Below are 26569 nucleotides of genomic sequence, written 5' to 3'. Positions count from 1 at the left end.
TGAGTGATGTACACCACTGTCCCGCAAGGGATCTGATGCGATGGCGGGACGAGCTGGTGAGGATCTCGCGGGAAGCGATGTTCACGGGTCACGTACCCACAAAGTCGTTCAAGACCGAGCGCAAGGTCGAAGCATCCCATCGGGTGATCGATTCGGGCCGGACGATCGCCGCCGGATCGAGGCGGCCGCCGCCCAGGGTGATCAACCCCTCGACGGTGCCGAGTGCGCCGAGTTGCTGCGGTTGCGCAAGCAGGTCGCCGAGTAGAGGCCCGGATGACTGACCTGCTCGAGGCATCGCCCTCCGGACACTACGAATACTGCACGCGTTCTGCAGCAACAGGATTGATTCTTCGGATGTAGCGGCGGGCAGAGTTGGCGGTCAAGATCGCCGAATGTCACCGAGCCTCGGGTGGAGTGTACGGGTCGCCAAAGATCATGGCCGAACACGGGATCGTCGGGATCAGTTCACGCACGAGTACTACTACCGGATCAGAACGGGACAGCGGTCACCACCACGTTCTCCAGATACGTCCCGCGCCCCTGCGCATCCTTCACGATCTCCCCACCACACGTCACGACATGCAACTCACGCGGACCACCAGCACCCTGGAACACCCACTCCGGCAACACCTGCTTGACGAACCGCTCCATCCGCGTCACCTTCCACCGGGTGACCACCCCGTCCTTCGTCAGATACACCGCATCACCCGGATACAACGTGTGCATCCAATACAACGCACCCTCACCCTGATTCGCGTTGTCCACATGACCGGCCACCAGAATCCCGCCATCCGGCGCCTCGATCGGCGCCGACCCGGTCCAGTACGTCACCGCACTCACATCCCGAGGCAGCAACAAACTCCCGTCCGCCGCCAACCCCAACGGATCGAGCGCCGTCTCCACCCCGATCGCCGGAACCACCACGCTGTCGTCCGGCAACGGACCGAACGGAATCTGCGGCCGGTCAGCTGGATTCGCCGCCGCCGGACCCGGCTTACGCGCCTTCCCGCCGTCGCCGATCACGGGCGCCGGCCCAGCAACGGGATCGTGGACTCCGTCCGGCGACAAGTCGAACGTCGACTCGGGCACCGGCGCCGCGGACGCCGACTCCGGTTGCAGGCCACGGAAGACCAGAAGACCACCACCCGCGAGCAGCACCAACGCCATGACTACCAGCAGAATCGTCCCGCTCCGACCCGACCCACGCTTGGCCGCATGCTTCCCCACGCTTCACAACCCTCTCCATCACCCCCGACCTGAACGCGGGTGGCCCGAGACGGTTCTCGTCTCGGGCCACCCGGTCAATCATCAGCGGTCATCACAGATCTGTGACGTCACCTTCCGCAGCCTTGCGCCTGCGCAGTGCCATGAACAGGACACCAGCCGCGGCGACCAGCAGCGCCAGTCCACCGGCGACGAGGCCCGTGTTCAGACCGCCGTCACCGTCGGCGCCCAGACCCGAATCGATCAGCGCGCCCTTCTCGGTGTCGGAGTTGCCGGCGGCTCCACCATTTCCGGCATTCCCGTTCCCGGAGTTGCCCGCGTTGCCGGGAGTACCCGGGTCACCGGGCGTACCGGGGTTGGCGGGAGTACCGGGATTGCCACCGGGAGTACCGGGGTTACCACCGGGAGTACCGGGGTTACCGGAACCCGATCCGGCCGAACCCGAGTTCTCCTGCGAACCAGCAGAACCCGACGAGCCGGCCGAACCCGCGTTCTCCTGCGAGCCGGAGTTCTCCAGCGAACCCGCTGCGAGGGATCCGGCCGCGAGCGAACCTGCCGCCAGCGAGCCCGCCGCCAGCGAACCGCTGCCGAGGGAACCGAGCGAACCGAGGCCCAGCGAGCCGAGCGAACCTGTTCCGCCGGGCTGTTCCCCAGCGGTGACCGTCGCGTCCGACGGATTCGATTCGATCGGAGCCTTCGACGGCGGGGTGCCGGTTGCCGTGGCGACGTTGTCGATCGAGCCGGCCTTCATGTCCTCATCCGTGAACGTGTAGGTGGCCTCGCAGGTCACCGACTCGCCGGGATCCAGCGAGTTGTCCGGGCACGTGATGTCCGACAGCGTTCCGGTGCCGGAGAACTCGTTCTCCTTGACCTTCACCTCGGTGAGGGTCTGATCACCGGTGTTCGTGATCGCGAACTTGTAGGTGACGGTGTCACCCACCTGGACGTTCTCGCGCGGCTCCGCGGTCTTCTCGAGCGTCAACCCCGACTTCGGATCCCCTGCCAGGTTCTCCTCGTCCTGGGGCGACTCGATCGGAGTCTCGGTGCCCGGAGGCGTACCCGTGGCGATCGCGACGTTGTCGATCTTGCCGGCGTTGACGTCGTCCTGCGTGATCGTGTACTTCGCCGAGCACGTCACCTTCGCGCCGGGCGCCATCGACGTCGCCTCTTCCGGGCAGGACAGGTCGGTGATCTTTCCCGAGCCCGAGAACGCGCCCTCGGCAACCTTGACGTTCGACAGCGTCTGGTTACCCGTGTTGGTGATGTCGAACGTGTACGTGATCTCCTGGCCGACCTTGAAGTCCTCGACACCCTTTGGCGACGCGGTCTTCACGATCTCGAGTGCAGGCTTCTGGTTGCCCGACAGGTTCACGTCATCGGGTTCCGAGGTCACGTCCCCACCCGACGGCGGGGTACCGGTCGCGGTGGCGGTGTTATCGAGAGTGCCCCGATCGACGTCGGCCTGGGTCAGCTCATACGTGGCGGTGCACACCGTAGACGCATTGGGCGCCAAAGGCTTCGACGCATCTGGGCAGACGAAGTCACTCAGTTTCGTCTTGTCACCCGAGAAGGTGACCTCGTTCGGATGCACGTCCGTCAGCGTCACATTGCCGGTGTTGGTCATCGTGAAGCTGTAGGTGACGGTCTCACCCACCGCGAACTTGTCCGCCTCGGTCGGCGTGGCGGTCTTCTCCAGGCTGATCGCCGGCTTCGGCTCGCCCGACAGCGTCTTGCCCGACGGCTTCGACGTGACCGGCTCACCCGACGGAGGCGTCCCCGTCGCGGTCGCGGTGTTCTCCAGCTTGCCGGCATCGATGTCGGCCTGCGTCAGCGTGTACTTCGCCGTGCAGGTCGTCGACTCGCCCGGTGCCAGCGACTTCGCGCCCGCTGGGCAATCGAACGCCGACATGTCGCCGTCACCCGTGAACTTGGTCTCGTTCGGATGCACGTCCGTGAGCGTCACTTCACCGGTGTTGGTGATCTTGAAGGTGTAGTCGATCTCCTGGCCGACCTTGTAGGACTCGGTCGTCGACGGCGATGCGTCCTTCACGATGGACAGCGACTTCGCGGGATTGCCCTCGAGCGTCTCCGTGTCCGGCGGGGACGTGATCGGTTCACCCGCCGGAGGCTTGCCCGTCGCGGTCGCGGTGTTCTCGATGCGCCCGCTGTCGATGTCCGCCTGGGTCAGCGTGTACTCCGCGGTGCACGTCACCGTGCCACCAGGGGCGACGGACGTCACCGGGCAGTCGACGGCCGACAGCTTGCCATTGCCGGTGAAATCACCCTCGTTGACCTTCAGATCGTTCAACGTCACGTTGCCGGTGTTGCTGATCTTGAAGGTGTACTTGATGGTCTGGCCGAGCTTGTAGGCCTCGGCTTCCTTCGGCGACGCGATCTTGTCGAGCGTGATGCCGGGAGTGGCCGGACCGCCGACGAGAGGGACGCTCGACTCGTTCGAGTTGACCGGCTTGCCACCCGGATCGGTTCCGGTCGCGGTCGCGGTGTTGTCGAGCTTGCCGCGGTCGATGTCCTCCTGCTGGAGGACGTACGTCGCGGTGCACGTCACAGATGCCTTGGGCGCCAACGACTTAGCGCCATCGGGACAGGTGAAGTCCGACATGTCCGCCTTGCCGGTGAACGTCTTCTCGACCGGCTTGACGTCCTTGAGAGTCACGGCGCCGGTGTTCGTCATCTTGAAGCTGTAAGTGACGGTCTTGCCGACGACGAAGTCTGCGGCCGTGTTCGGCGAAGCCGACTTCACCAGCTCCAGGCCAGGCTTCTTCGCCGCGTTGGTGAACGTGCAACTGGTGCTCTTGCCGCTCTGACCAGCTGGAATCTCCACGGTGATGGTCGCGCCTTCGCCGGACTTCTTCGTCTGGGTCTTGGCGTCGACGCACTCCCACGTGGTGACGTAGTTGTCGAGGCTCGCGCCGCCCTGGGCGGTTTCCGTGAGGGTGTAGGTCTTGCCTGCAAGTCCGAGGACTGGGCCGGCAGCCTGCTCCTGGATCCCCGTCTTGGTGCCCGACGTGGTCGCCGTGTTGCCCTCGCTCAGACCGCCACCGGAGATCTCCAGGCCGAACTGATCGTCCTTCCCAACGCGACCGTCGGGCAGGTTCTTGCGCAACTCGATCGTGTTCGGATCATTGCAGGAACCCATATCGGTCATGGGCGAGCTGGTCAGGTTTGCAGGGACTTCGTTGCCGGTACTCGGATCGACCTTGAGGAGGCTTCCGCCGCCACCGACGAACAGGTAACCGTTCGGTCCGAAAGCAATGGAATTGCTCTTCCTGAAGGCCTTCGATTCATCCGTGATCGCCTTGCCCGTCAGAGTCTTCAGGGAAGAGGTCGGCATCGGCCCCGGGACAGAGTAGATGCGGCCCTTTTCATCCCCAGCTGCGACGATGAACAGATTGCCGTTCGCATCGAAAGCGAGGTCGCCGTTACCGCCTGGGACCGTCGTCTTCTTGTCGAACGTCACCTTGAGGACGACATCGAGGGACGTGTTGTTGGCAGGGTCGTACGCCCCGAACGTGAACGAATCGGCGCGATCGTCCTTGCCGCCGTAGTAGTACAGGCCGTTCGCGGGGTTGATCGCACCGTGTGTAGTCTTCGCAACCTTGCTGTCGCGATCCGTCGAACTCGTCGTCCCGTTGGCGGCGTCATACTTGTAGATCTTGCCGTCGCCTGACGTGTAGATCGCGTATGTCCCACCCGGACCGATTCCGAGCTGGTTGTGGTCCGAATCCTTCGGCTTCAGTTCGAAGGCATCCGTCGCATTACCCGTGACGGGGTCAACCCACTTTGCCTTGTTCGCACCGTTGTTGACCGAGTACAGCACATCACATCTCAGGTTTTCCGCCGCTGCTGCGGTCCCTGCGCCGACCGTTACGGTCGACACTGTGGCCACGCCGGCGAACATCGCCATGACCACAGTTCGAATGACGCCCTTACGCAGGGCGCCGCCTAACCCCCCCATTTGAGGCCCTTCTTATGAACGCCCGGCCAGACCTGGCCACGGCGAAATGGATGATGAATGGAAAATCACCCCGACGCCGGACATACAAACACAAACGTCGATACAGCCCGCACCACCCGAATCGACGCGCCTCACCCCCGAAAGGATGGGGAATTCGAATGAAATACCCTGTTCAACAACATGATTCGATAGATTGTACTGAAGTGCAAAACGCATATCGAAGGCCGGAGGTGAGGCGGCAAATCACCCTCAGTTTCACCCGTTGAAAGTTGAACCAAAAGTCCCGAGCCGGACAGCCCCCTACCGGGCACTGGGCATAGCAGTTGCGGCACATGGCATCCGAGGCGTTGCCACTCGGACACGAAAGCGGCCGGTCCGATCTGCAGATCGGACCGGCCGCTCGAGCCGTTACACGTCAACTACAGGTCAACGCCGGCGCAGCATCCGCGCCACCAGGATCGCGGTCGCGAACAGGATGACCGCGGTCGCTCCGGCAGCGATGTTCATGCCGTCGACGAAGGCTGCTTGGGCCGAGTCGACGAACGCGGCCGCCTGCTCCACCGGCATCGACTTCGACACCTCCACCGCGCCGCCGAGCGTGCCCTGCGCGATGTGCGCCTGATCCGCGTCCAGCGCCGAGACGTCCAGTCCGCGACGGAAGATCGCGAGCACCACACTGCCGAGCACGGCGACACCCAGCGCCACACCAAGTTCGTACGCGGTCTCGGAGACCGCCGACGCGGCACCCGCGCGTTCCGGCTCGACCGCGCTGACCACGAGGTCGGAGGTGAGCGTCAACGCCACGCCGACGCCGGCGCCGGCCAGGATGAATCCGACGACGAACGCCTCCGGCCCACTGTCCGGCCCCAGCGCGATCATCACCGCCGCACCGAGGGCGGCGATCACGAGTCCGACGCTCAACACCCGGCTGGGCTCCCAGCGACGCACGAGCCATGCCGCCGCGAGCGACGCGGCCGCGCTGACGAGCGTGCCGGGCAGCATCAGCAGACCCGCCTCCAGCGGGCTGTAGCCGAGCACCAGCTGCAGGTACTGCGATCCGAAGAACAGCACGCCGGCGAGCGCGAAGATCGACAGCAGGTTCGTCACGACCGCCGTCGAGAACGCCGGCCGCGCAAACAACGACAGATCGATCATCGGGTCGGCGAGGGACCGCTGCCTGCGGATGAACACCCAGCCGGCGAGGGCGCCGACGAGACCGACTCCGGTGAGAATCCACGACGGGCCGTGCACGACGGACTCCTTGACCGCGTACACCATCGGGATCATTGCCACGATCGACAATCCGGCGCTGGCGAGGTCGAAGCGCCCCGGCTCCGGGTTCTTCGACTCCGGAATCACCAGCGGGCCGAGGGCGATGAGCGCGATCATCACCGGAATGTTGATGAGGAACACCGAACCCCACCAGTAGTGCTCGAGCAGCCAGCCGCCGACCAGCGGTCCGGCCGCGGCGCCGCCACCGGCCATCGCGCCCCACACGCCGATCGCGGTGGTGCGCTGGCGCGGGTTGACGAACATGGTCCGGATCAGACCCAGTGTCGCGGGCATCAGCGTTGCACCCGAGACGCCCTGCAGGACACGGGCGGCGATCAGCATCTCGGGGCTGGCCGACCATGCGGCGATCAACGACGCCAGGCCGAACCCGGCCGCACCGATGAGAAGCAGCTTCCGGCGCCCGATCCGGTCGCCGAGCGTGCCCATCGTGACCAGCAGGCCGGCGAGGACGAACGAATAGACGTCGATGATCCACAGCAGCTGCGTGCTGCTCGGCGCCAGGTCCTCACTGATGAACGGCAGCGCCAGGTCCAGCACTGTCGCGTCGACAGAGATGAGAAGGACCGCGAAGGCGAGCACGACCAGCCCGAGCCAGTCCTTCCGGCCGGCCCGAACGTCGTGCGGATCCCGCACCGTACCCAGAGACATCTCTACTCCCACGAAACTTCTTCGATGAACGAAAACCGACCAGAAGGTGAACCGTCCAGCCGGTACAGTGCCCAACCCAGGGTAGCAGTTCACCGTCCAGCCGGTACAGTGATTTTCATGGCCTCCGACACACGCGATCGCATCCTCGACGCCCTCGAACGCCTGCTGCACGACGTCGGCGTCGCCCACGTGACGCTCGAGGCGGTCGCCACCGCGGCAGGCGTCTCCAAGGGCGGTCTGCTCTACCACTTCCCCAGCAAGGAAGCGCTGCTCGCGTCGATGGTCCGCCGTCTCGGCGACCGGTCCGACCAACAGCTCGCCGACGCCGTCGCCGGCGGGCGGACCGTGTCCGAGATCTACCTGCAGTACCCCGGCGCCGACTCGGCGGAYGAGATGGCGCTGTACCGTTCGATGCTCGCCGCGATGCGCAGTGCCGACGGGCAGCACGACGAGGTGCAGCAGGCCGTCGCGGACGTCATGCGATCGTGGGACGACGGGCTGCTCGCCGAGATCGACGATCCGGTCCAGGCCGAGATCGTGCGCCTGGTCGGCGACGGCATCTACCTCGCCGCCCTGCTCGGCCTACCCGAGCCCGACCCGGAACTCCACCGCCGGGTGGTGAACCGACTGCTCGGCCCCACCGCGGCGGCGGAGGACGACTCCGCTACGTGAGGTAGCGGTACGCCGGGGACCCGGGCTCGAGCTGTTCCACCTGGAGGCGCGAGGCACGCATCCGGTCGAGCAGGTCGGTCAACCCGTCCGCCGAACCGAGCTCGACGCCGACCAGCGCGGCACCCGTCTCCCGGTTGTTGCGCTTGACGTACTCGAACAGGGTGATGTCGTCGTCCGGCCCGAGCACCTCGTCGAGGAATCGACGCAGCGCACCCGGCTCCTGCGGGAAGTCCACCAGGAAGTAGTGCTTGAGACCGAGGTGGACAAGCGAGCGCTCGAGGATCTCGCCGTACCGGGACACGTCGTTGTTGCCACCCGAGATCAGGCACACCACGGTGCTCCCCGGCTCGACATCGAGATGACCGAGCGCGGTCACCGACAACGCACCGGCAGGCTCGGCGATGATGCCCTCGTTCTGGTACAGCTCCAGCATCGCGGTGCAGATCGCGCCCTCGTCGACCTGGGTCATCGCGAACTTCTCCGAGCCGTGCCCCGTGCGGGTGCCCGCCACCAACGGCAGCGACGCGTGCGAGACGACGCTCGCGCCGAGCTCGGAGACCACCGCGTAGGGCAGGTCGCCGACCCGCTTGACCGCGGCACCGTCGACGAACGGGTCGACCTCGGGCAGCGTCACCGGGCCACCGGCGACGAGGGCCGCCGTCATCGACGCCGCCCCCACCGGCTCGACACCAACGATCGTGGTCTGCGGCGCGCGCTCGTGCAGGTACGTGGCGATGCCGGCGATGCAACCGCCGCCGCCGACCGGGACAATCACGCTGTCCGGCGCCTGACCCAGCTGCTCGAGGATCTCCGCCGCGATGGTGCCCTGGCCCGCCGCGGTGCGGGCGTCGTCGAACGGCGGCACCATGGTGGCGCCCGTCCGCTCGACGTCGGCGGCCGCGGCGGCCGCGGCGGMGTCGTAGGTCTCCCCCGTCGGGATCAGTTCGACGAAGCCACCGCCGTGGACCATGATCCGGTCGCGCTTCTGCTTGGGCGTGTTGGCCGGAACGTAGATGCGCCCGCGGATCTCCATCGCCCGGCACGCGAACGCCACACCCTGCGCATGGTTGCCGGCGCTGGCCGTGACCACACCCGCGGCGCGCTCGGCGTCGTTCAACTGCATGATCAGGTTGTAGGCGCCGCGCAGCTTGTAGGAGCGGACCACCTGAAGATCTTCACGCTTGAGGTACACCCGAGCGCCGGTCAGCGCCGACAGTCGATCACTGAGCTGCAGGGGTGTCGCGTCGATAATGTGCGCAATTCGCTCGGCAGCAGCATCGATCTCGTCCGCGGTGAGAGCGGGCGAGGTGACCTTCAGTTCTGCGAGTTTCGGCGAATTTGACACCCAACCATGTTCCCACTGCGCACCCGGTCGCGCGCAACCGCCCCGGCATCGACGGACGGGCGTCAATCCTTCCGCGAGAACTGCGACGGCCGCGGCACATTCCGCAGATTGGACTTCGCCATCTGAACAGCTTCTCCCACACCGCCGTTCATCACCATCCGCGACATCGCCAGCGCGAAGCCACGCACCTGCTCGCCGGTGATGGTGGGGGGCAACGACAGCGCGTTCGGATCGGTGACGATGTCGACCAGCGCCGGACCGTCGTGGTCGAGCGCCGACCGCAATCCCGACTCCAGATCGGCCGGATTCTCGATCCTTCGGGAGTAGATCCCCAGCGCCGCAGCAACAGCCGCATAGTCGACGGACGGGACATCGACACCGAAATCGGGCAGGCCGTCGACCAACATCTCGAGCTTGACCATGCCGAGCGTCGAGTTGTCGAACACGACGATCTTGACCGGCAGCTTGTACATCGCGACGGTGACGAGATCGCCCAGCAGCATCGACAGCCCGCCGTCACCCGACATCGCCACCACCTGACGGTCCGGCCGCGCGAACTGCGCGCCGATCGCGTGCGGCAGCGCGTTCGCCATCGAACCGTGCAGGGCCGACGACAGGAACCGGCGTCGGCCGTTGGGATTGAGGTAGCGGGCGGTCCACACATTGCACATGCCGGTGTCCGCGGTGAAGATCGCGTTGTCGGCGGCGAGGTCGTCGAGGATCGACGCCGCGAACTCGGGATGGATCGGGACCCGCTGCTTGGCCGCCTCGGTGTAGGCCCCGACGACCTTCGTCATGAGCTTCTCGTGCCGGTCGAGGGTCCGGTCGAGGAAGCCGCGATCGGACTTGCGGTCGACGAGCGGCGCGAGCGCCCGCAGCACCGACCGCGTGTCGCCGTGCACCGCGAGGTCGACGCCCGTGCGCCGGCCGAGTTTCTCCGCCGCGATGTCGATCTGCGCGGTGCGCACGTCGTCGGGCAGGAACTGGTCGTACGGGAAGTCGGTCCCGACCAGCAGCAGCAGATCCGCGCCGTGGATGCCGTCGTGCGCCGCGCCGTAGCCGAGCAGACCGGTCATGCCGACGTCGAACGGGTTGTCGTACTGGATCCACTCCTTGCCCCGCAGGGAATGTCCGACCGGGGCACCGATCGCGTCCGCGAGGGCGAGCAGTTCGTCGCGGGCGCCGCGGACACCGGCACCGGCGAAGATCGCCACCGCCGACGCGGTGTTGATCGCGTCGGCGAGCGCCCGGACGTCGTCCTCCGCCGGCACCACCGACGGGGTGCCGGTCCGCACGAGCGGGGGCGCCGAGCCCTCCGCCGGCTGATCGGCGACATCGCCCGGCAGCGTGATCACGGCGACCCCCGACTGCGCGATCGCGTGCTGCATCGCGCTCTGCACGATCCGCGGCGCCTGCACGGGGACGCTGATCATCTCGTTGTACCGGGAGCACTCGACGAACAGCCGGTCGGGATGCGTTTCCTGGAAGTATCCGGTCCCGATCTGCGCGCTCGGAATGTGGGACGCGATCGCGAGCACCGGCGCGCCCGAGCGGTTCGCGTCGTACAGGCCGTTGATCAGATGCAGGTTCCCGGGGCCGCACGAGCCCGCGCACACCGCGAGCCTGCCGGTGATCTGTGCCTCGGCCGCGGCCGCGAAGGCCGCGACTTCCTCGTGCCGGACGTGGACCCAGTCGATGCCACCGGATGCCGATCCGCCCGTGCGCCGCACCGCGTCCACGACCGGATTGAGACTGTCTCCGACGATGCCGTAGATACGCTGCACGCCCGCATCCACCAACTGGGAAACGAGTTGATCCGCAACAGTTTTCGCCGCCATATCCGCCTCCGCCCGAACGGTCCGGAATCGAGAGCTTGCTTCTCGCAGGCTACCCGGGTCCGCCCCGTTCGGCGCAGAGACGACGACTGTCCCGGCGAGCTAGTCCTGCGGGGACAACACGAAGACCGGAATCTGACGCTCGGTCTTGGTCTGGTAGTCGGCATAGGGCGGCCACGCCTCGACCGCACGCTTCCACCACTCGGCCTTCTCGTCGCCGGTGACCTCGCGCGCGATCATGTCCTGCTTGACCGGACCGTCCTGCAACTCGACGTGCGGGTCGGCGACCACGTTGTGGTACCAGACCGGGTGCTGCGGGGCGCCGCCGAGCGACGCGACCACCGCGTACTGCCCGTCGTGCTCGACGCGCATGAGCGGCGTCTTGCGCAGCTTGCCGGACTTGGCGCCCTTGGTGGTCAGGACGACGACGGGCTTGCCCTCCATCATCGTTCCCTCGGTGCCGCCGGAGCGMTCGTACAGATCGACCTGGTCCGCGGCCCACGAGCTGGGGCTGGGTTCGTATTCACCGGTGAGAGGCATGTATCCAGTGAACACCGCGCACATGATCTTGACCACCCGAATGCCCGGACGCTGGGAGTTTCATCCGCCTCCTCCAATTGTTCGCTGGACCGAACTTCGAAGTATGCGTACTCTGAACTCACCGGAGGAACGGACCGAAACCAGGAGACGAGGTGATCGCGATGACGACCGCAGCGCCGTCACGCCACACACGTCACCGGTCGAGTCTCACCGTCGACATCGCCGGCACCGCCTGGCCGCTCTACAAGATCGAGGCTCTGGTCGCCGCGCTCGGCGTGTTCCTCCTCGTCCTGGCGATCGCACAGGTCCTGCAGACCGCGGTCCTCACCGCCGCCGCCGTGGCGGTCGTCGTCTGGTGGACCCGGCGCGCCATGCTCGCGCACCGGCGCGACTGACCGGATCCCCGGTCAGGGCCCGAGCGGACCTGTAATTCTCTGCGAGCAACGGCCGGCTTGCGGAATGTCATGACTGTGCCGTCGTGGCAGTTGCAGCGCCGTCCTCGGTCGTCAGTCGCACCGGGACCCCGGCGGGGTCCAGCAGAACATCCACCGTGGTGTGACCGTCGGCGGAGACGGCCTCCACCGCGTAGCGGGTGCCGTCGCCGGGGGCGACGACCATGCCGACGTCGCCGGAATGCGACCGTAAGTCGACCTCGGCGCGCGTGTCGGTGACCGTCAGGTCCCCGGAGCGGGTGTCGGCCCGGACGACACTGCCGTAGGGCACCTCGATCTCGTAGTGGGCGATGCATGTGGGGTGCCCGACCGCGAAGCGATCGGGACATCGCGTGGTGATCGTCAGGCCGCCCCACTCCTGTTCGATGGTCTCCTCCGGCTTGTCGCCGTCGGTGTACTCGAAGGTCCGGCGAACCTGGATGTCGTGGCGGTCGGCGCCGACGATGTGAGCGTTGAGAGCGGCGGTGGTGAAGCCGATCTGCTTCGCGCCCGAATCATCGAACTGCAGTACGACGGTGGCGATGTCGCCGGCGTAGGTGTCGCTGCGCGACTCCTGGCTCGTCGTTCCGCTGGTGCAGGCGGTGAGCGTGACGGCGGCAAGTGTCATCGCCGCGACACCGCTGCCGCGCCGACACCATCGGAGACCCCGGGTACGAGGTGTGACGGATTCAGCGACGGACATGACGAACCTCCTGAACGAGCAACGCGGCGGCGATCAGCACGACGCCGACGGCGAGAGAGAAGACGGGCGAAGGACCGGCGAGCCGACCGTCGTCGCGGAGTGCACCCATGACGTCGACGGCGGCCACGCCGTTGAGGACCGCGTACCAGAGCACCAGGTAGACGGCCTGGAACACGCGAGGACTGCGGACGATCGAGCCGATCAGGAGTGCGAGCGCGGGAATCAGGGCCGCGCCGGTGACCCACGCGGCAATGCCGCTCACATCCGCTGCCGCCAGCATCCGCAGCAGCGGTCCGGCACCGGCCAGGACCGCGATGAGCACGCCGGCACCCCACTGGGCGACGAGTCGCGTGCGGAACGACACGCCACACTCCACGAGAGGATCGACGCCCTGTTCGAGGGCGTGCGTGCCCAGACGCGACCAGATCAGCACCGGCAGCAGCCACGCGAAGAGCAGCGCGGTGTCGACGCCGTCGGCCGGGACCACCAGTGCCGCACCCGTCACGATCGCAAGCGCGAGCCACCACCACCGCGACACGCCTCCGAGGTGGATGCGCACCTCGCCGACGAGAAGCCCCCAGAACGGGTTTCCGCGGGCGACCGGAGACAACGTTCGTGCGGTCCCGGCGAAGGCGGTCGACGCGCGCGCGACAGGCGATTCGACAGAAGTGGTCGCCGACGAGCTCCTGGCACCGATGCGCCGGGAAAGGCGGCCGCGGCGTGACGGGTCGAACCGACTGAACCACAGGGCCGGCAGTGCCGCGACGACCGTCGAGGCCACCGCCAGTCCCACCCCCGCGACGACGAGAGACAACGCGATATCCATACCGGACCACGCGAACTGCCCGAGCGCACCGGGTTCCGCTGTGAGACCGATGGAGATCTCGTCGTTCGCTCCGGGGTACTGGGCGGCCAGGTCGGCTTGGAACCCTGCGGTCGTCTCGGCGTAGATCAGGGGAAGGCCGGCAAGGAACATCGCGGGATACGCGAAGAACCACACGATGTTTCCCAGACCGCCTCGCAGCGGCGGGATCGTCTCGAAGACGATGGCGGCCGCCGCCGCGACGGTGAGGACCGGGAGACAGAAGAGCACGATCGGCAGCCACAGCGCCGTCAGGTCGAGGGTCGAGGATTCGCCGCGGAGCAGCTGCATCACAGGTGCGATCAGCGCGAGTGCCACAGCCATCGCGGCCAGCACCAGCAGGTTGCTGAAGTACTTGCCCAGCAGGTACATCGGAGTGCGCAGTGGGCTCGCGGCGAGTGTTTCACCGACGCCGGTGGAGACGTCGCGGCCGATGCTGTCCCGAACGACGTAGAACCCGAACAGCGGGAGCCACAGGCTGCCGATCATCGCGAGCATGACCCCGACATAGCCGCTGTCATATATGCCCCGGAACGATCCGACCTTGACCATCGCGTAGGTGGCCGACGCGGGCGGGATCGCGACGTAGCCGAGGGCGAGAGCTCCGAGCACGGTGACCAGGAACGCGGGACGTCGCGAGCGGTCCCGGAAATCTGCGAGCGAGACTGCGGCGACTGCAGTCGTCATCGGGTCACCTCGAACTGCGTGGTCGCCGGACCCACGGCGAACATGTAGGCGTCCTCGAGATCGGGTTCGACCGGACACGCATCGGCAGTCGGCGGGGCGGTGGCGACCGCGCGGACCCGTACGCCGCCAGCCGTGCGGACAGTCCTGGTGACCATGCCCCGCCGACGGATGTCCGCGACCGCATCGGCCGGCACCACCAACTCCCACACCGTCCCGGTCGCGGAGCGGAGCAGATCCGCCGGAGCGCCGCGCCACCGCAGGTGCCCGCCCGCGAGAACCGCGATGTCGTCGGCGATCGCCTCGATGTCCGACACGATGTGGGTGGACAGGATGACGATTCGGTCGGACGCCAGATCACCGAGCAGGTTGCGGAACCGCATGCGCTCCTCGGGGTCCAGCCCCACCGTGGGTTCGTCGACGACGAGGACCTCGGGATCGCCCAAGAGTGCCTGCGCGATCCCGAGCCGTTGGCGCATGCCTCCGGAGAACTTGCCCACCGGCCGCGAGCCCGTATCGGCAAGGTTGACGAGTTCGAGCAACTCGTCCACCCGCGACCGGGCCGATCGCGCACTCAGCCCCTTGACCGCGGCGAGGTACCGCAGGAACTCCCTGGCACTGAGGTGCGGGTAGACCCCGAAATCCTGTGGCAGATAGCCGAGTACCCGCCGAAGGCTCGCGGGTCGGACCGCGATGTCGGCGCCGTTCCAGGTGACCGAACCGGCGGTCGGGCGGGTGATCGTGGCGAGAATCCGCATCAGCGAGGACTTTCCGGCTCCGTTAGGTCCGAGAAGACCGAGCACGCCGGGTCCGATCCGCATCGTGACGTCGGAGACGGCCGGTTTGCCGCGATACGTCTTGGTGACATTGCTCAGCTCCAGTTTCATGGGTCCTCGTTCCTCTGCGAAATCACTGGCAGCAAGCGGACCATTCGACAGGTGATGCGGGCACTGGGTCCACGCGGYGAAAACGGGGTGGTGCCAGCACCACCCACGAGGTGCGCTCCGGACCATTCGCACCAGGCAACCAGCCCGATAGGCTCTGCGGGGTGCCCTCCGACGAACCGCTCACACCTCTCGCCGCGATCACGCGGCGGCGGTTCCTGCTCACGGGTTGGCCGTGGCGCGCACTGGCCTATCTGTTGACGACGCCGCCGGTGGTACTGGCGGCAGCGTTGCCGTTCTCCGGGCTCGTCGCGCCCTGGATCGTGCTGATGGTCTGGGCCGGAGACGGCTCGTACCCACAGCCACTCGGCACGGTTCTGTTCCTGGTCGTCCTCGGCGCGATTCTGGTCGTGGGACTCGGACCGCTGCTCGCGGTACCCCTGGCGGCACTGGAACGACAACGGATCAGGCTGGTGATCCCCGGCCGGGCGATCACCGCACATCGCCACCCACCCGCAGCAGGATTGTGGCCGCGGCTGCGAACGCGATACACCGAGGCGGCCACCTGGAAGGCACTCGCCTACGCGAGTCTGTTGATCGTCGTGGCGCCCGCGGCATACGTCCTGGCGGCGGTGTTCGTGTTGCTGATTCTCATCATGCTGGCCAGCCCTCTGCTGGTGAGCGAGGGGCAGCCGGTCGCGCTGGGACTCAGCCAGCTCACGTCGGCCCCGCAGGCTGTCCCCTACGCGATCGCGGGTCTGGCTCTGCTGCCGACGATCCCGTACGTGTTCGCGATCCTGGCGGGTCTCCATGCCGTGATCGCCCGGGCGCTGCTGCTGGCCGACGACCCGGACAATCTGCGCGCTCAACTCGTCGATGTCGCTCGATCCCGCGCACGGTTGGTGGACGCGTTCGAAGCCGAGCGGCGACGAATCGAACGGGACCTGCACGACGGCGCCCAGTCTCTACTGCTCAACCTCACGCTGCAGCTCGGCATGGCCCGGCTCGATCTGCCGACAGGATCTCCGGCCTCGGYGAGTGTGGCGCACGCGCACGAGCAGGCCAAGCAGCTCATGACCGAACTGCGGCAGCTCATCCGTGGAATCCATCCGCGAGTGCTGACCGACCGTGGCCTGCCCGCTGCGTTGCGCGAGCTGACCGAGGACGTGGCGATTCCGGTGACCGTCACCGCCGACATCCCGCGCCGACCACCATCGCATGCCGAGATCGCCGCGTACTTCGTGGTGGTCGAAGCGCTCAACAACGTCACCAAGCACGCCGATGCCACCGAGGTCGCGGTGACCGCCCGCATTCAGGGCGACGCGTTGACCGTCGAGGTCGTCGACGACGGCCACGGTGGTGCCGATCCGGGCCGGGGCAGTGGCCTGACCGGCCTGGCCGACCGGGTCGCCGTGATCGACGGCAGAATGCTGTTGTCCAGCCCGCCCGGCGGGCCCACCATCGTCCGTGTGGAGCTTCCGTGCAGCCAGAATTGACAACCGACATCCGGGTGGTGCTCGCCGAGGACGGCGCGCTGCTGCGAGAGAGCCTTGCCCTGATGCTCGAGCGGTTCGGATTCCTTGTCGTGGCAGCGGTGTCGGACGCCGACGCACTGGAATCGGCTGTGGCCGAGCATGCCCCGGACATGGTTGTCACCGATGTGCGGATGCCGCCGGGGTTCACCGACGAAGGGTTGCGTGCCGCCGTGGGGTTGCGGCGCCGGTACCCGGATCTCGCCGTCGTCGTGCTGAGCCAGTACGTGGAACTGAGTTACGCGGACGACCTCCTCGGCGGGGAGGGCGGTCGGGTCGGTTACCTCTTGAAGGACCGTGTCGTCGACGTCGAAGACTTCGCCGCCACGCTGCGGCAGATTGCGAGCGGCGCCACAGTCATCGATCCCACGGTCGTACGCCAACTCTTCCGCCGCCACCGTGACCCGCTGTCCGCACTGTCACCGCGCGAGCGCGAGGTACTCGCCTTGATCGCCGAGGGCCACTCCAACATGGCCATCGCGAAGCTGTTGTTCATCACCGAATCGGCGGTCGGCAAACACGTCGGGAACATCTTCGCCAAGCTGGTTCTGCCGCCGACCGACGATGCGAACCGCCGGGTCCTCGCGGTGCTCGCGTACTTGAGACGCGACGAGGTGGACTAGTCGACACCAGGGCGGCCCTCGGGACATCCTCCGTACCACCGAAACTCCCGGGCGCATTTGTGGCGGACCATTCCGGGATACGCTGACCTACGCATTCTCGCCGAGGCGACGCGCACGACACGCCGCCAACCCCGTCTGGCGAGGTTCGACGATGGCGCGATACGGGGTCTGTCAGGTGGCCGAGGACATCTATCGCACCGCCGACGACTGAGCCGACGAACGGAGAATCGATGCGAACCCGCCGCTCTCCCGCACCCCTCATCGTCGTGCTCGGCGCCCTACTGACAGTGGTCGCACCCGGGCCGGCGCAGGCAGACGCGCCGCAATCCGTATCGACGGCGTGCGGATCACCCCTGAGCGCAAACGAGGTCGATCGAGTCCTGGAACTCGCCGACACCTCAACCGTGCCGGGATCCGGGCTGGACCGCTTCGAGGCCGCCGTGGAGCGGCACCGCGAGATCACCGACATCCTTGTTGCGCACAGGGATCGGCGCGGGCTGTTCTCCCTCGGACTGAACGCCGTGGAGCACGAGGCCGTCCTGCCCCTGCAGCGCGACCCCGCCGCACTCCCCGACCGACGATGGTCCCCCGCGATCAGCTACGACCTGCTGGCCCGCTATCTCCGCAATGTGCACGCCGAGTTCTCCGGCACCGCCACCGACCCCGCGTGGGCGAACTACTTCGCGATGACCCGGCAGTGCTCACTGAGCCCGGCGCGGGTCGCGATGGCCGGCTACAACGCCCATCTCACCGTCGACCTCGCGCACGCGGTCGCGACCAGCGGAACCACCACCGACAACGTTCCCGACTACTACGAGATCGTCGACTCGATTGCCGTCAGGGGCGGTTCCATCGTCACGCTCTCGAAGGATCTCTACGGCGCCGACCTCGGGCCGCTGTGGCGGTTCTACTTCGTCGGTGAGGGACTCGACCGCCTGGCCGGGAACAGCGAGCCGTCGAAGCTGCTGCTGCGCGCCGCCGACAGCGGATACAACACGATCACCCTCGCCAACGGATTCGCGCTGCAGGACCCCCGGACCGCGCAGCCCGCCGACCAGGAGATCGACGGGCTGTGGCGCGCCACCGACGGCGCCCTGCAGACCCTGTCCGACATCGGCGGACTCTGACGAACCAGCCGACTTCGGCGCGCGTGGCTTCCTGTGAGTCTCCTAGGAGTTTCGACCAACCGGACAAAACCGGCAATATCATGGGGCTTGCAGCAACAGCAGCGGTGCGCCTGAGAGCCGCCCTCGAGGACGCCAGTGGACGTGCCGCGCCGGCCCCACGACACCGTCGACCGCCCACCGGGACGACGCGATCCGACCCCGCCATACCGACCCGAGCCGAACCGCTCCGACGATGCACCCGAGACGCAAACCCGTCCGGGGGCCGTGCGGAAAGGATCGCCATGGAACACAGGAAGCAAACCCCGGACACGGCGCGCAGCGCACGCCGGGTACTCGCGAGAGTCCTCGTCACGCTGTCGTTGGCGGCCGTCCCCCTGGGGCTGGTCGCAGCACCGGCACTCGCCGATCCCGCGACGCCCGCAACCAGCCCGAGCGCGGTTGCAGTGACGCAGGTGCACCACCACCACCATCACCACCATCACGGCGGTTGCCGGCGCTGGGAGCAGAACCATCAGGGCCAGTGGAACTGGATGTGGCACGAACACCACCGGTGACACTGCGCCACACCCCACCGTCCGGGCCTTGCCGACCCGGACGGTTCGCGTCACCGCTCAGCCGGCGAGGCAACTCGGCCCGAGCAACGCCTTGAGATCGCCCATCAGCGCCGACGACGGCTCCACCCGCAGGACCTCGTCCACCATCCACAGCGACGTGCCGCGACTGCCGATCAACCGCACATGGACGTCGGACGTACCGGGGTGACGCGTCAGCACCTGCTTGAGGGCACCGAGCTTCTCCTTGGTGCACTGCCGCACCGGCAGGCTCACCGCGACCGGCTTCGCGACACCGATAGCCGAAAGGTCCGGCACCGCAAGGTCGTTCGCGATCAGCGAGACGCGATCGTCCCGGATCGACACGCGCGCCTTGACGAGCACCACCGAGTCCTCGACCACATCCATCCCGTACACCGAGTACGCCTGCGGGAAGAACAACACCTCGATACCACCGGAGAGGTCCTCGAGCTGCGCGGACGCCCACGTCAGTCCGTTCTTGTTGATCCGCCGGTTGACCGACGCGAGGATGCCGCCGACGGTGACCTGGGTGCCGTCCTTGATGTCGCCCTCGAGGATGGTCGGGATCGCCGTGTCCGACTGCGAGGCGAGGACGTGCTCGATGCCGTTGAGCGGATGCCCGGAGACGTACAGGCCCAGCATCTCGCGCTCGAGCGCGAGCCGGTGCTTGGTGTCCCACTCCTCGTCGGGAATCTTCACGTTGAAGACCGACGTCACCGACTCGTCCGCGTCGTCGCCACCGAACAGGTCGAACTGCCCCATCGCCTCGGCCTTCTTGGTGCCCATCACCGCGTCGATCGCGTCGGCGTGCACCAGCATCAGACCCTTGCGCGGATGCTCGAGCGAGTCGAATCCGCCTGCCTTGATGAGTGATTCGGTGACCTTCTTGGAACAGGCCAGCGCGTCGATCTTCCCGAGGTAGTCGGAGAAGTCGGTGAACTTCGACTTCTCGGTGCGCGCCTTGATGATCGACGCCACGACATTCGCGCCGACGTTGCGGACCGCACCGAGGCCGAACCGGATGTCCTCACCGACCGAAGCGAAGTTGACCTCGGACTCGTTGACGTCCGGCGGCAGCACCGTGATGCCCATCTTCCGGCAATCCGACAGGTACACCGCCGCCTTGTCCTTGTCGTCGCCGACGGACGTGAGCAGACCGGCCATGTACTCGGCCGGATAGTTCGCCTTGAGGTACGCCGTCCAGAACGACACCAGGCCGTAGCCGGCGGCGTGCGACTTGTTGAACGCGTAGCCGGCGAACGGGAGGATCGTGTCCCACAGCGCCTTGATCGCAGGCTCGGAGAACTCGTTCTTGAGCATCCCCTCGCGGAAGCCGGCGTAGGCCTCCTCCAGCACCGAGAGCTTCTTCTTACCCATGGCTCGACGGAGAATGTCTGCCTGTCCCAGCGAGTAGCCGGCCACCTTCTGAGCGATCTGCATGATCTGCTCCTGGTAGACGATCAGGCCGAAGGTGTCCTTGAGGATCTCCTTGAGCGGCTCCTCGAGCTCCGGGTGGATCGGCTTGACTTCCTGCCGCCCGTTCTTGCGGTCGGCGTAGTCGTTGTGCGCGTTCATGCCCATCGGACCCGGGCGATACAGCGCCAGCACCGCGACGATGTCCTCGAAGCCGGTGGGCTGCATGCGCCGCAGCAGATCCCGCATCGCACTGCCGTCGAGCTGGAAGACACCGAGGGTGTCACCACGCGCGAGCAACTCGTACGTGGCCGGGTCCTCGATGGGCAGCGTGTCGAGATCGATGTCGATGCCGCGGTTGGCCTTGATGTTCTCGATCGCGTCACCGATGACGGTGAGGTTGCGCAGACCGAGGAAGTCCATCTTCAGCAGGCCGATGGCCTCGCACGACGGGTAGTCCCAGCCGGTGATGATCGCGCCGTCCTGCGCGCGCTTCCACACCGGGATCGCGTCGGTGAGCGGCTCGGAGGACATGATGACCGCGCAGGCGTGCACGCCGGCGTTGCGGATCAGGCCCTCGAGGCCCTTCGCGGTCTGGTAGATCTTCGCGACGTCCGGGTTGGAGTCGATGAGCGCGCGGACCTCGACGGCCTCCTTGTAGCGCTCGTGCTCGGGATCGGTGATGCCCGCGACCGAGATGTCCTTCGCCATGATCGGCGGCGGCAGCGCCTTGGTGATCTGATCGGCGATCGCGAAACCGGGCTGCCCGAACTGGACTCGCGCGGAGTCCTTGATGGCGGCCTTGGTCTTGATGGTGCCGAACGTGATGACCTGGGCGACCTTGTCGCTGCCCCACTTCTCGGTGGCGTAACGCACCATCTCGCCGCGGCGACGGTCGTCGAAGTCGACCGGGGAAGCGACGGTCGAGTCCGCGCAGCACCTCGTGACGCAGGAACGTCTGCTGGGTGTGCCCGTCCGGGACCGGGAAGATCGGCATCCGGTCGTGGTGGGCCCACACGTCGTCGTACGACTGCACCCGCTCGGCGATGAGCAGCGAGCTGTCACACGCCTCCGGGACCTCGGAGTCCCAGATCGCGCGCATCTCCTCGGCCGACTTGAGGTAGTACCCGTCACCGTCGAACTTGAAGCGCGTCGGGTCCGATAGCGTCTTGCCGGTCTGGATGCACAGCAGAGCCTCGTGGTTCTCGGCCGCGTCCTTGGTCACGTAGTGGCAGTCGTTGGTGGCGAGCGGGCGGATGCCCAACTGCTTGCCGATATCGAGCAGGCCCTCACGGACGCGGCGCTCGATCGACAGGCCGTGGTCCATGAGTTCGAGGAAGAAGTTGTCCTTGCCCCAGATCTCCTGCCACTTCGCGGCGGCCTCGAGCGCCTCCCGGTCGTGGCCGAGGCGCAGGCGGGTCTGGATCTCACCCGACGGGCAGCCGGTCGTGGCGATGATGCCCTCGGCGTGCGTGGCGATGAGTTCCTCGTCCATGCGCGGCCACTTGCCGAGCTGACCCTCGATCGACGCGAGGGACGACAGCTTGAACAGGTTCCGCAGCCCGGTCGCGTTCTCGGCGACCATCGTCATGTGCGTGTAGGCGCCCGAACCCGAAACGTCGTCGGACTTCTGGCTGCGATCGCCCCACAGCACGCGCTTGGTGTTGAACCGCGACTCCGGCGCGATGTACGCCTCGATGCCGATGATCGGCTTGATGCCGTGCTTCTTGGCGACGTTGTAGAACTCGCTGGCGCCGTACATGTTGCCGTGGTCGGTCATACCGACCGCGGTCATCCCGAGGCGCTCCGCCTCCTTGAACAGCGGGCCGACCTTTGCCGCACCGTCGAGCATCGAGTACTCGGTGTGATTGTGCAGGTGAACGAACGAGTCAGCCACGCGCGCCTCTCTGTCTACGGCCGGTGTGCGAGCACCGGCGGGTCCAGCAGCCTCCAGCAGCCACTGAGTCTATGCCCTGGCACCGACGGCCCGGACAGTCGCTACCGAACGTCTGTCACCGCGCCGCGGCGGGTGATTCTCACGGCACCGCGACGGCTTCGACGGCCGACTGAGCCCGCCTGCGGGTCCGCCGCGCACGGACCAGAGCGTCGGTGGTGAACACCACCAGCGCGGTCCAGATCAACGCGAACCCGATCCACCGCGACGGCGGCATGACTTCGTGCATCACCGCCACACCCCACACCATCTGGAGGACCGGCGTGAGGTACTGCAGAATGCCGAGCGTGGTCAGCGGAATGCGTTGCGCCGCGACTCCGAACAGGAGAAGCGGTACCGCGGTGACCGGCCCTGCCGCCATGAGCAACAGACTGTGGCCGACGCCGTTGCCGAAGAACGAACCGGCGCCCGTGACGGCGAGCACCACCAGATAGGCCACCGCGAACGGCGCCGCGACCACCCCTTCCGCCGTCAGGCTCGTGCGCGGGTCGAGCGGGATCACCTTCTTGATCAACCCGTACGTCGCGAACGACAGGGCCAGCGTGAGCGCGACGAGTGGCGGTCGGCCGTAGTCGACGGTGATGATCACCACCGCGATCGCCGCCAGCACCAACGCCGCGACCTGCGCGCGGGACAGCTTCTCCCGGAAGATCAGCACACCGAGAAGCACGCTGACCAACGGGTTGACGAAGTATCCGAGCGCCGCCTCGACGACGTGGCCCGACACGATGGCGTAGATGTACGTGCCCCAGTTGATCCCGATCGCGACGGTGGCCGCCGACACCAGACCCCACGTCCGCGCGCCCATCCCCCGCAGCGAACYGAGCCTGCCCAGCACGACGAGCACGACGAGCATCAGCAGCACCGTCCACACCATCCGGTGGGCCAGCACCTCGAGCGATCCGGCGGGGGCGAGGAGACCGAAGAAGATCGGGAACAGGCCCCAGATCAGGTAGGCGCCGACACCCGACAGCAGTCCGGTGGAATCGTCACTTCGGGCCCGCTGTGTCACGTAGTCCGACGATAGCCGCCGGGCTACTGTGACTCGTCACGCACCGGTACGGATCCGGGGCGCAGACGCAGGAGCCCGCGGTGACGACGACCACAGAGCCCGAGAACACGAATGCCGCGCGGTCGGCGGGTCATCCGTGGCGACGACGCTCCGCATGGACCCTCGGCCTGCTGCTCACCGTCGTCCTGGTCTTCGCCCTCGCCTTCCTGACCACGCCGTGGCCCGGCTCGATCCTTGTGCGCTTCATCTTCGACAAGGGCGCGCAGAAGACGACGGAGGCCCTCGAGAAGCACGCGCCCGACGGCATCGCGTCGATCCCGGACCTGCAGTACCGGACCGGCGACAACGACGCCTACCTCGACGTCTACTTCCCCGAGGGCCTGGCGGGCACGCCGCAGGTGCTGCCGACCGTGATCTGGACGCACGGCGGCGCCTGGATCTCGGGCCACCGCACGAACTACGCACCGTACTTCCAGCTGATCGCCGACGCCGGATTCACCGTCGTCTCGCTCGACTACTCACTCGGACCCGGACGCAAGTACCCGACCGCCGTCGAGCAACTGCGCGACGCTCACGCGTACGTCCTCGCGAACGCCGAACGCCTGCATGTCGATTCGAGTCGGATCGTGCTGGCCGGCGACTCGGCCGGCGCGCAGCTGTCGAGCCAGCTCGCGACGATCGCGACCAATCCCGAGTATGCGCGGGCCGTCGGGATCGAGTCGGCGCTGCAGCCGGAGCAGCTGCGCGGGGTCGTGCTCAACTGCGGCATCTACGACGTGCCGAACATGGTCGGCGGGCCCGGCATCATCGGATGGGGCACCACCGAGTCGATCTGGGCGTACACCGGCACCAAGGACTTCGAGAACTCGGAGGCGGTGGCGCAGATGTCCACGCTCCACCACGTCACCGACCAATTCCCGCCCTCGTACATCTCCGGCGGCAACGCGGACGGGCTGACCGAGGAGCAGTCCCAGGCGCTCGCCGCGAAGCTGACCGGCCTCGGGGTCGACGTGACCACGCTGTTCTACCCGGACGACCACGAACCGGCCCTGGGGCACGAGTACCAGTTCGACCTCGACAACGCCGACGGCATGAACGCGCTCGCCCAGACCATCGAGTTCATCCGCAAGCACACCGCGGATGCCCCCGTGAACTAGACGACCGATCGGGCTTCGATGCTACTGATAGCCCTCTGGGTTCCGCGGCGTGTACGGAGTTTCGAGTAGGTCGATGTCGTCGGGCTCGAGTGTGAGCTCGAGCGACTCGAGCGCGTCGTCGAGATGCTCGGGCTTCGTCGCCCCGATGATCGGTGCCGTAACCGGCCCTTGCTGACGAACCCAAGCCAGGGCCACTTGTGCCCGCGACACGCCGTGGCGTTCGGCGACGACGCCGACGGCATCAACGATCCCCTGGTTGGAGTCGATGGTCTGGCGGTAGTACGACCGCAGGACGGTGTCGGTTTCGGCGCGGGCACTGGTTGCACCGCGCGGCCGCGTCAACTGCCCACGTGCGAGCGGGCTCCATGCGAGTACACCTACCCCCATGTCCTGGCACATCGGGTGCATCTCGCGTTCCGCCTCGCGTTGGAGCAAGTTGTACTGGTCCTGCATGGACACGAAGCGCGTCCACCCACCGAGATCGGCGGTGTGCTGCGCCTTGGCGAACTGCCAGGCGTACATCGAGGACGCGCCGAGGTAGCGGACCTTGCCTGCGCGGACGACGTCGTGCAACGCCTCCATGGTCTCTTCGATCGGCGTGCCTGGATCCCACCGATGAATCTGGTAAAGATCGATGTAGTCGGTGCCCAGGCGACGCAGGCTCTCGTCGATCTGCCACAGGATGTGCTTGCGCGACAGTCCCGCTCCGTGCGGGCCGGGACGCATCGGGAAGAACACCTTGGTCGCGAGCACGAGTTCGTCGCGTCGGGCCAACTCGCCGAGCACCCGACCTGTGACCTCCTCACTCGTACCGTCCGAGTACATGTTCGCGGTGTCGAACGTGTTGATGCCGGCTTCGACGGCCTTGCGGTAGAACACCTTCGCGTCCTCTAGCGGCACCGTCCACGCGTGGTTGCCACGCCGTGGATCGCCGAAGCTCATGCAACCCAGAACCAACTCCGAAACCCGTAGCCCACTGTTGCCGAGTCGGCCATACCTCATCGGACGGTCCCCCATACCCGTGATCACTGAATCCTCCACATTCGTCAGCAAGTCCTTCGGCGCAAACAAGTCTCGGACCGAACGCTGCCGAATTGAAGGCCGAACCGTTCCTGGCACTGATGCAGCCAGGAACGGACACACCTCGTACTGGCAGAATCCTGCGGGTGAGCACATCCGGCCCGCTGGGCGAGTTCCTGCGATCACGACGGTCACTCGTCCGGCCGCCGGACGTCGGTCTGCCCGTCGGTCCAGGTCTGCGCCGGACTCCTGGGCTACGCCGGGAGGAACTCGCCACGCTCTCCGGCGTCAGTTTCGACTACTACACCCGACTGGAACAGGGACGCGAACGCCGGCCGAGCCGCGCAGTCATCGAAAGCCTGGCCCGCGCCCTGCATCTGGCCGTCGACGACACCCGTCATCTCCACCACCTCGCGGCCCTGACCGCGGATCCGCCCACGACCGGGACACCGGCACCCGCCACGACCCTGCGGCCCAGTATTGAGCGCCTCCTGACCCGGCTGAGCCCGTCACCCGCGTATGTACTCAACCGGGTCAGCGACATGATCGCCGCCAACCCTGAGGGCATCGCGCTCTTCCACGGCATCGGGTCCTGGCCACGAGGGCGGCGCAACACCGTTCGTTACATCTTCACGCACCCGACCGCACGCAGCCTCTTCGTCGACTGGGAGGCCACCGCCCGAGCAAGCGTCGCCCAGTTGCGGACGATGAATGCGCACTGCCCCACCGATCCTTACCTACTCGACCTGGTGTCCGACCTCGAGTCAGCCGATCCGACGTTCCACCACCTCTGGGCGAGTCATGCTGTCGGACCACGCCGACACACCAGGAAAGATCTCGACCACCCCGATCTCGGCACCATCTCGTACGACTTCGAAACCCTGTATCTCCCGCACGACGAGCTGCGTGTCTCCGTCTATACGAACACCGCCACCTGACAGTGTCGCCACGACGCGCAGGCCCGGTCGCGATCCCTCAGGCCGCAGGCATCCTTTCACCAACCGACGTCACGCCCGATTGGGGTATTCGCTCCACCGGGGACGTGAAATGACCTCGCCCAGA

General features: G+C 66.9%; 19 protein-coding genes and 1 pseudogene. 8 read left to right on the top strand and 12 right to left on the bottom strand.

Translation table 11 applies throughout. The features are described 5' to 3' along the window. Window positions 1–489 precede the first annotated feature (489 nt). The 3 genes from AB4Z09_RS15535 to AB4Z09_RS15525 all read right to left on the bottom strand — a co-directional run bounded on the left by AB4Z09_RS15535 (window position 490) and on the right by AB4Z09_RS15525 (window position 7141). Complete coding sequence (locus AB4Z09_RS15535; RefSeq protein WP_442240115.1) at window positions 490–1227, bottom strand: class F sortase; 738 nt, start codon at window positions 1225–1227, stop codon at window positions 490–492. Window positions 1228–1318: 91 nt separating this feature from the next. Next, on the bottom strand, window positions 1319–5200 hold the full coding sequence (locus AB4Z09_RS15530; RefSeq protein ID WP_442240114.1) for a DUF7507 domain-containing protein: 3882 nt from the start codon (window positions 5198–5200) through the stop codon (window positions 1319–1321). A 426-nt stretch (window positions 5201–5626) separates the two neighbouring features. Then, window positions 5627–7141: an MFS transporter gene (locus AB4Z09_RS15525; protein ID WP_442240113.1), complete on the bottom strand. Its 1515-nt coding sequence runs from the start codon at window positions 7139–7141 to the stop codon at window positions 5627–5629. 117 nt (window positions 7142–7258) lie between these two features. Here AB4Z09_RS15525 and AB4Z09_RS15520 point away from each other — a divergent pair, with 117 nt between their 5' ends. After that, complete coding sequence (locus AB4Z09_RS15520) at window positions 7259–7813, top strand: TetR/AcrR family transcriptional regulator (protein WP_114719322.1); 555 nt, start codon at window positions 7259–7261, stop codon at window positions 7811–7813. Here AB4Z09_RS15520 and ilvA read toward each other — a convergent pair. The 3 genes from ilvA to AB4Z09_RS15505 all read right to left on the bottom strand — a co-directional run bounded on the left by ilvA (window position 7806) and on the right by AB4Z09_RS15505 (window position 11533). Continuing rightward, a complete protein-coding gene (ilvA, locus tag AB4Z09_RS15515; protein ID WP_442240112.1) occupies window positions 7806–9158 on the bottom strand; it encodes a threonine ammonia-lyase IlvA in 1353 nt (450 codons plus the stop codon). The genes AB4Z09_RS15520 and ilvA overlap by 8 nt on opposite strands. 62 nt (window positions 9159–9220) lie before the next feature. After that, window positions 9221–10996: a pyruvate dehydrogenase gene (locus tag AB4Z09_RS15510; protein WP_174910937.1), complete on the bottom strand. Its 1776-nt coding sequence runs from the start codon at window positions 10994–10996 to the stop codon at window positions 9221–9223. A 99-nt stretch (window positions 10997–11095) separates the two neighbouring features. Continuing rightward, entirely contained in the window at window positions 11096–11533 is a 438-nt protein-coding gene (locus tag AB4Z09_RS15505) for a nitroreductase family deazaflavin-dependent oxidoreductase (protein WP_442240111.1), read from the bottom strand. Between the two features lie 161 nt (window positions 11534–11694). Here AB4Z09_RS15505 and AB4Z09_RS15500 point away from each other — a divergent pair, with 161 nt between their 5' ends. Then, a complete protein-coding gene (locus AB4Z09_RS15500) occupies window positions 11695–11928 on the top strand; it encodes a hypothetical protein (protein ID WP_114719448.1) in 234 nt (77 codons plus the stop codon). 67 nt (window positions 11929–11995) lie between these two features. On the opposite strand, the gene AB4Z09_RS15495 is transcribed toward AB4Z09_RS15500, so the two are convergent. From AB4Z09_RS15495 to AB4Z09_RS15485, 3 genes are read right to left on the bottom strand one after another with little or no spacing between them, the layout of a single operon-like run. Further along, entirely contained in the window at window positions 11996–12667 is a 672-nt protein-coding gene (locus tag AB4Z09_RS15495; protein WP_174910942.1) for a hypothetical protein, read from the bottom strand. Then, window positions 12654–14216: a hypothetical protein gene (locus AB4Z09_RS15490; protein ID WP_174910945.1), complete on the bottom strand. Its 1563-nt coding sequence runs from the start codon at window positions 14214–14216 to the stop codon at window positions 12654–12656. The genes AB4Z09_RS15495 and AB4Z09_RS15490 overlap by 14 nt, the downstream gene beginning before the upstream one ends. Beyond that, window positions 14213–15100, bottom strand: coding sequence for an ABC transporter ATP-binding protein (locus tag AB4Z09_RS15485; RefSeq protein ID WP_174910948.1), 888 nt, complete (start codon window positions 15098–15100; stop codon window positions 14213–14215). The genes AB4Z09_RS15490 and AB4Z09_RS15485 overlap by 4 nt, the downstream gene beginning before the upstream one ends. A 161-nt stretch (window positions 15101–15261) precedes the next feature. On the opposite strand from AB4Z09_RS15485, the gene AB4Z09_RS15480 reads away from it, so the two are divergent. The 4 genes from AB4Z09_RS15480 (at window position 15262) to AB4Z09_RS15465 (ending at window position 18933) form a co-directional block, all read left to right on the top strand. Next, window positions 15262–16593 carry a sensor histidine kinase gene (locus tag AB4Z09_RS15480; protein WP_442240110.1) on the top strand — a complete coding sequence of 444 codons (1332 nt, stop codon included), beginning with the start codon at window positions 15262–15264 and terminating at the stop codon, window positions 16591–16593. Beyond that, a complete protein-coding gene (locus AB4Z09_RS15475; RefSeq protein WP_258557654.1) occupies window positions 16578–17252 on the top strand; it encodes a response regulator in 675 nt (224 codons plus the stop codon). Before AB4Z09_RS15480 ends, AB4Z09_RS15475 begins: the two co-directional genes overlap by 16 nt. Before the next feature lie 230 nt (window positions 17253–17482). Then, complete coding sequence (locus tag AB4Z09_RS15470) at window positions 17483–18379, top strand: DUF5995 family protein (RefSeq protein ID WP_114719314.1); 897 nt, start codon at window positions 17483–17485, stop codon at window positions 18377–18379. Window positions 18380–18660: 281 nt separating this feature from the next. Next, window positions 18661–18933, top strand: coding sequence for a hypothetical protein (locus AB4Z09_RS15465; protein WP_442240109.1), 273 nt, complete (start codon window positions 18661–18663; stop codon window positions 18931–18933). Window positions 18934–18990: 57 nt separating this feature from the next. On the opposite strand, the pseudogene AB4Z09_RS15460 reads toward AB4Z09_RS15465, so the two are convergent. After that, window positions 18991–22261 (bottom strand): annotated as a pseudogene (locus tag AB4Z09_RS15460) (DNA polymerase III subunit alpha). Between the two features lie 139 nt (window positions 22262–22400). Beyond that, complete coding sequence (gene rarD / locus AB4Z09_RS15455) at window positions 22401–23330, bottom strand: EamA family transporter RarD (RefSeq protein WP_442240108.1); 930 nt, start codon at window positions 23328–23330, stop codon at window positions 22401–22403. Window positions 23331–23500: 170 nt separating this feature from the next. On the opposite strand from rarD, the gene AB4Z09_RS15450 reads away from it, so the two are divergent. Then, window positions 23501–24487: an alpha/beta hydrolase gene (locus AB4Z09_RS15450; protein ID WP_174914782.1), complete on the top strand. Its 987-nt coding sequence runs from the start codon at window positions 23501–23503 to the stop codon at window positions 24485–24487. Window positions 24488–24508: 21 nt separating this feature from the next. Here AB4Z09_RS15450 and AB4Z09_RS15445 read toward each other — a convergent pair whose 3' ends face one another. Next, window positions 24509–25489 carry an aldo/keto reductase gene (locus tag AB4Z09_RS15445; protein WP_174910965.1) on the bottom strand — a complete coding sequence of 327 codons (981 nt, stop codon included), beginning with the start codon at window positions 25487–25489 and terminating at the stop codon, window positions 24509–24511. Between the two features lie 164 nt (window positions 25490–25653). On the opposite strand from AB4Z09_RS15445, the gene AB4Z09_RS15440 reads away from it, so the two are divergent. Then, on the top strand, window positions 25654–26445 hold the full coding sequence (locus AB4Z09_RS15440; protein ID WP_442240107.1) for a helix-turn-helix transcriptional regulator: 792 nt from the start codon (window positions 25654–25656) through the stop codon (window positions 26443–26445). The last annotated feature ends 124 nt before the right edge of the window (window positions 26446–26569 follow it).

This window comes from Rhodococcus sp. TAF43, assembly GCF_052113525.1.
Taxonomy (GTDB): Bacteria; Actinomycetota; Actinomycetes; order Mycobacteriales; family Mycobacteriaceae; genus Prescottella.
The sequence above is the reverse complement of the archived record's forward strand: the minus strand, read 5'-3'. Positions and strand labels throughout refer to the sequence as shown.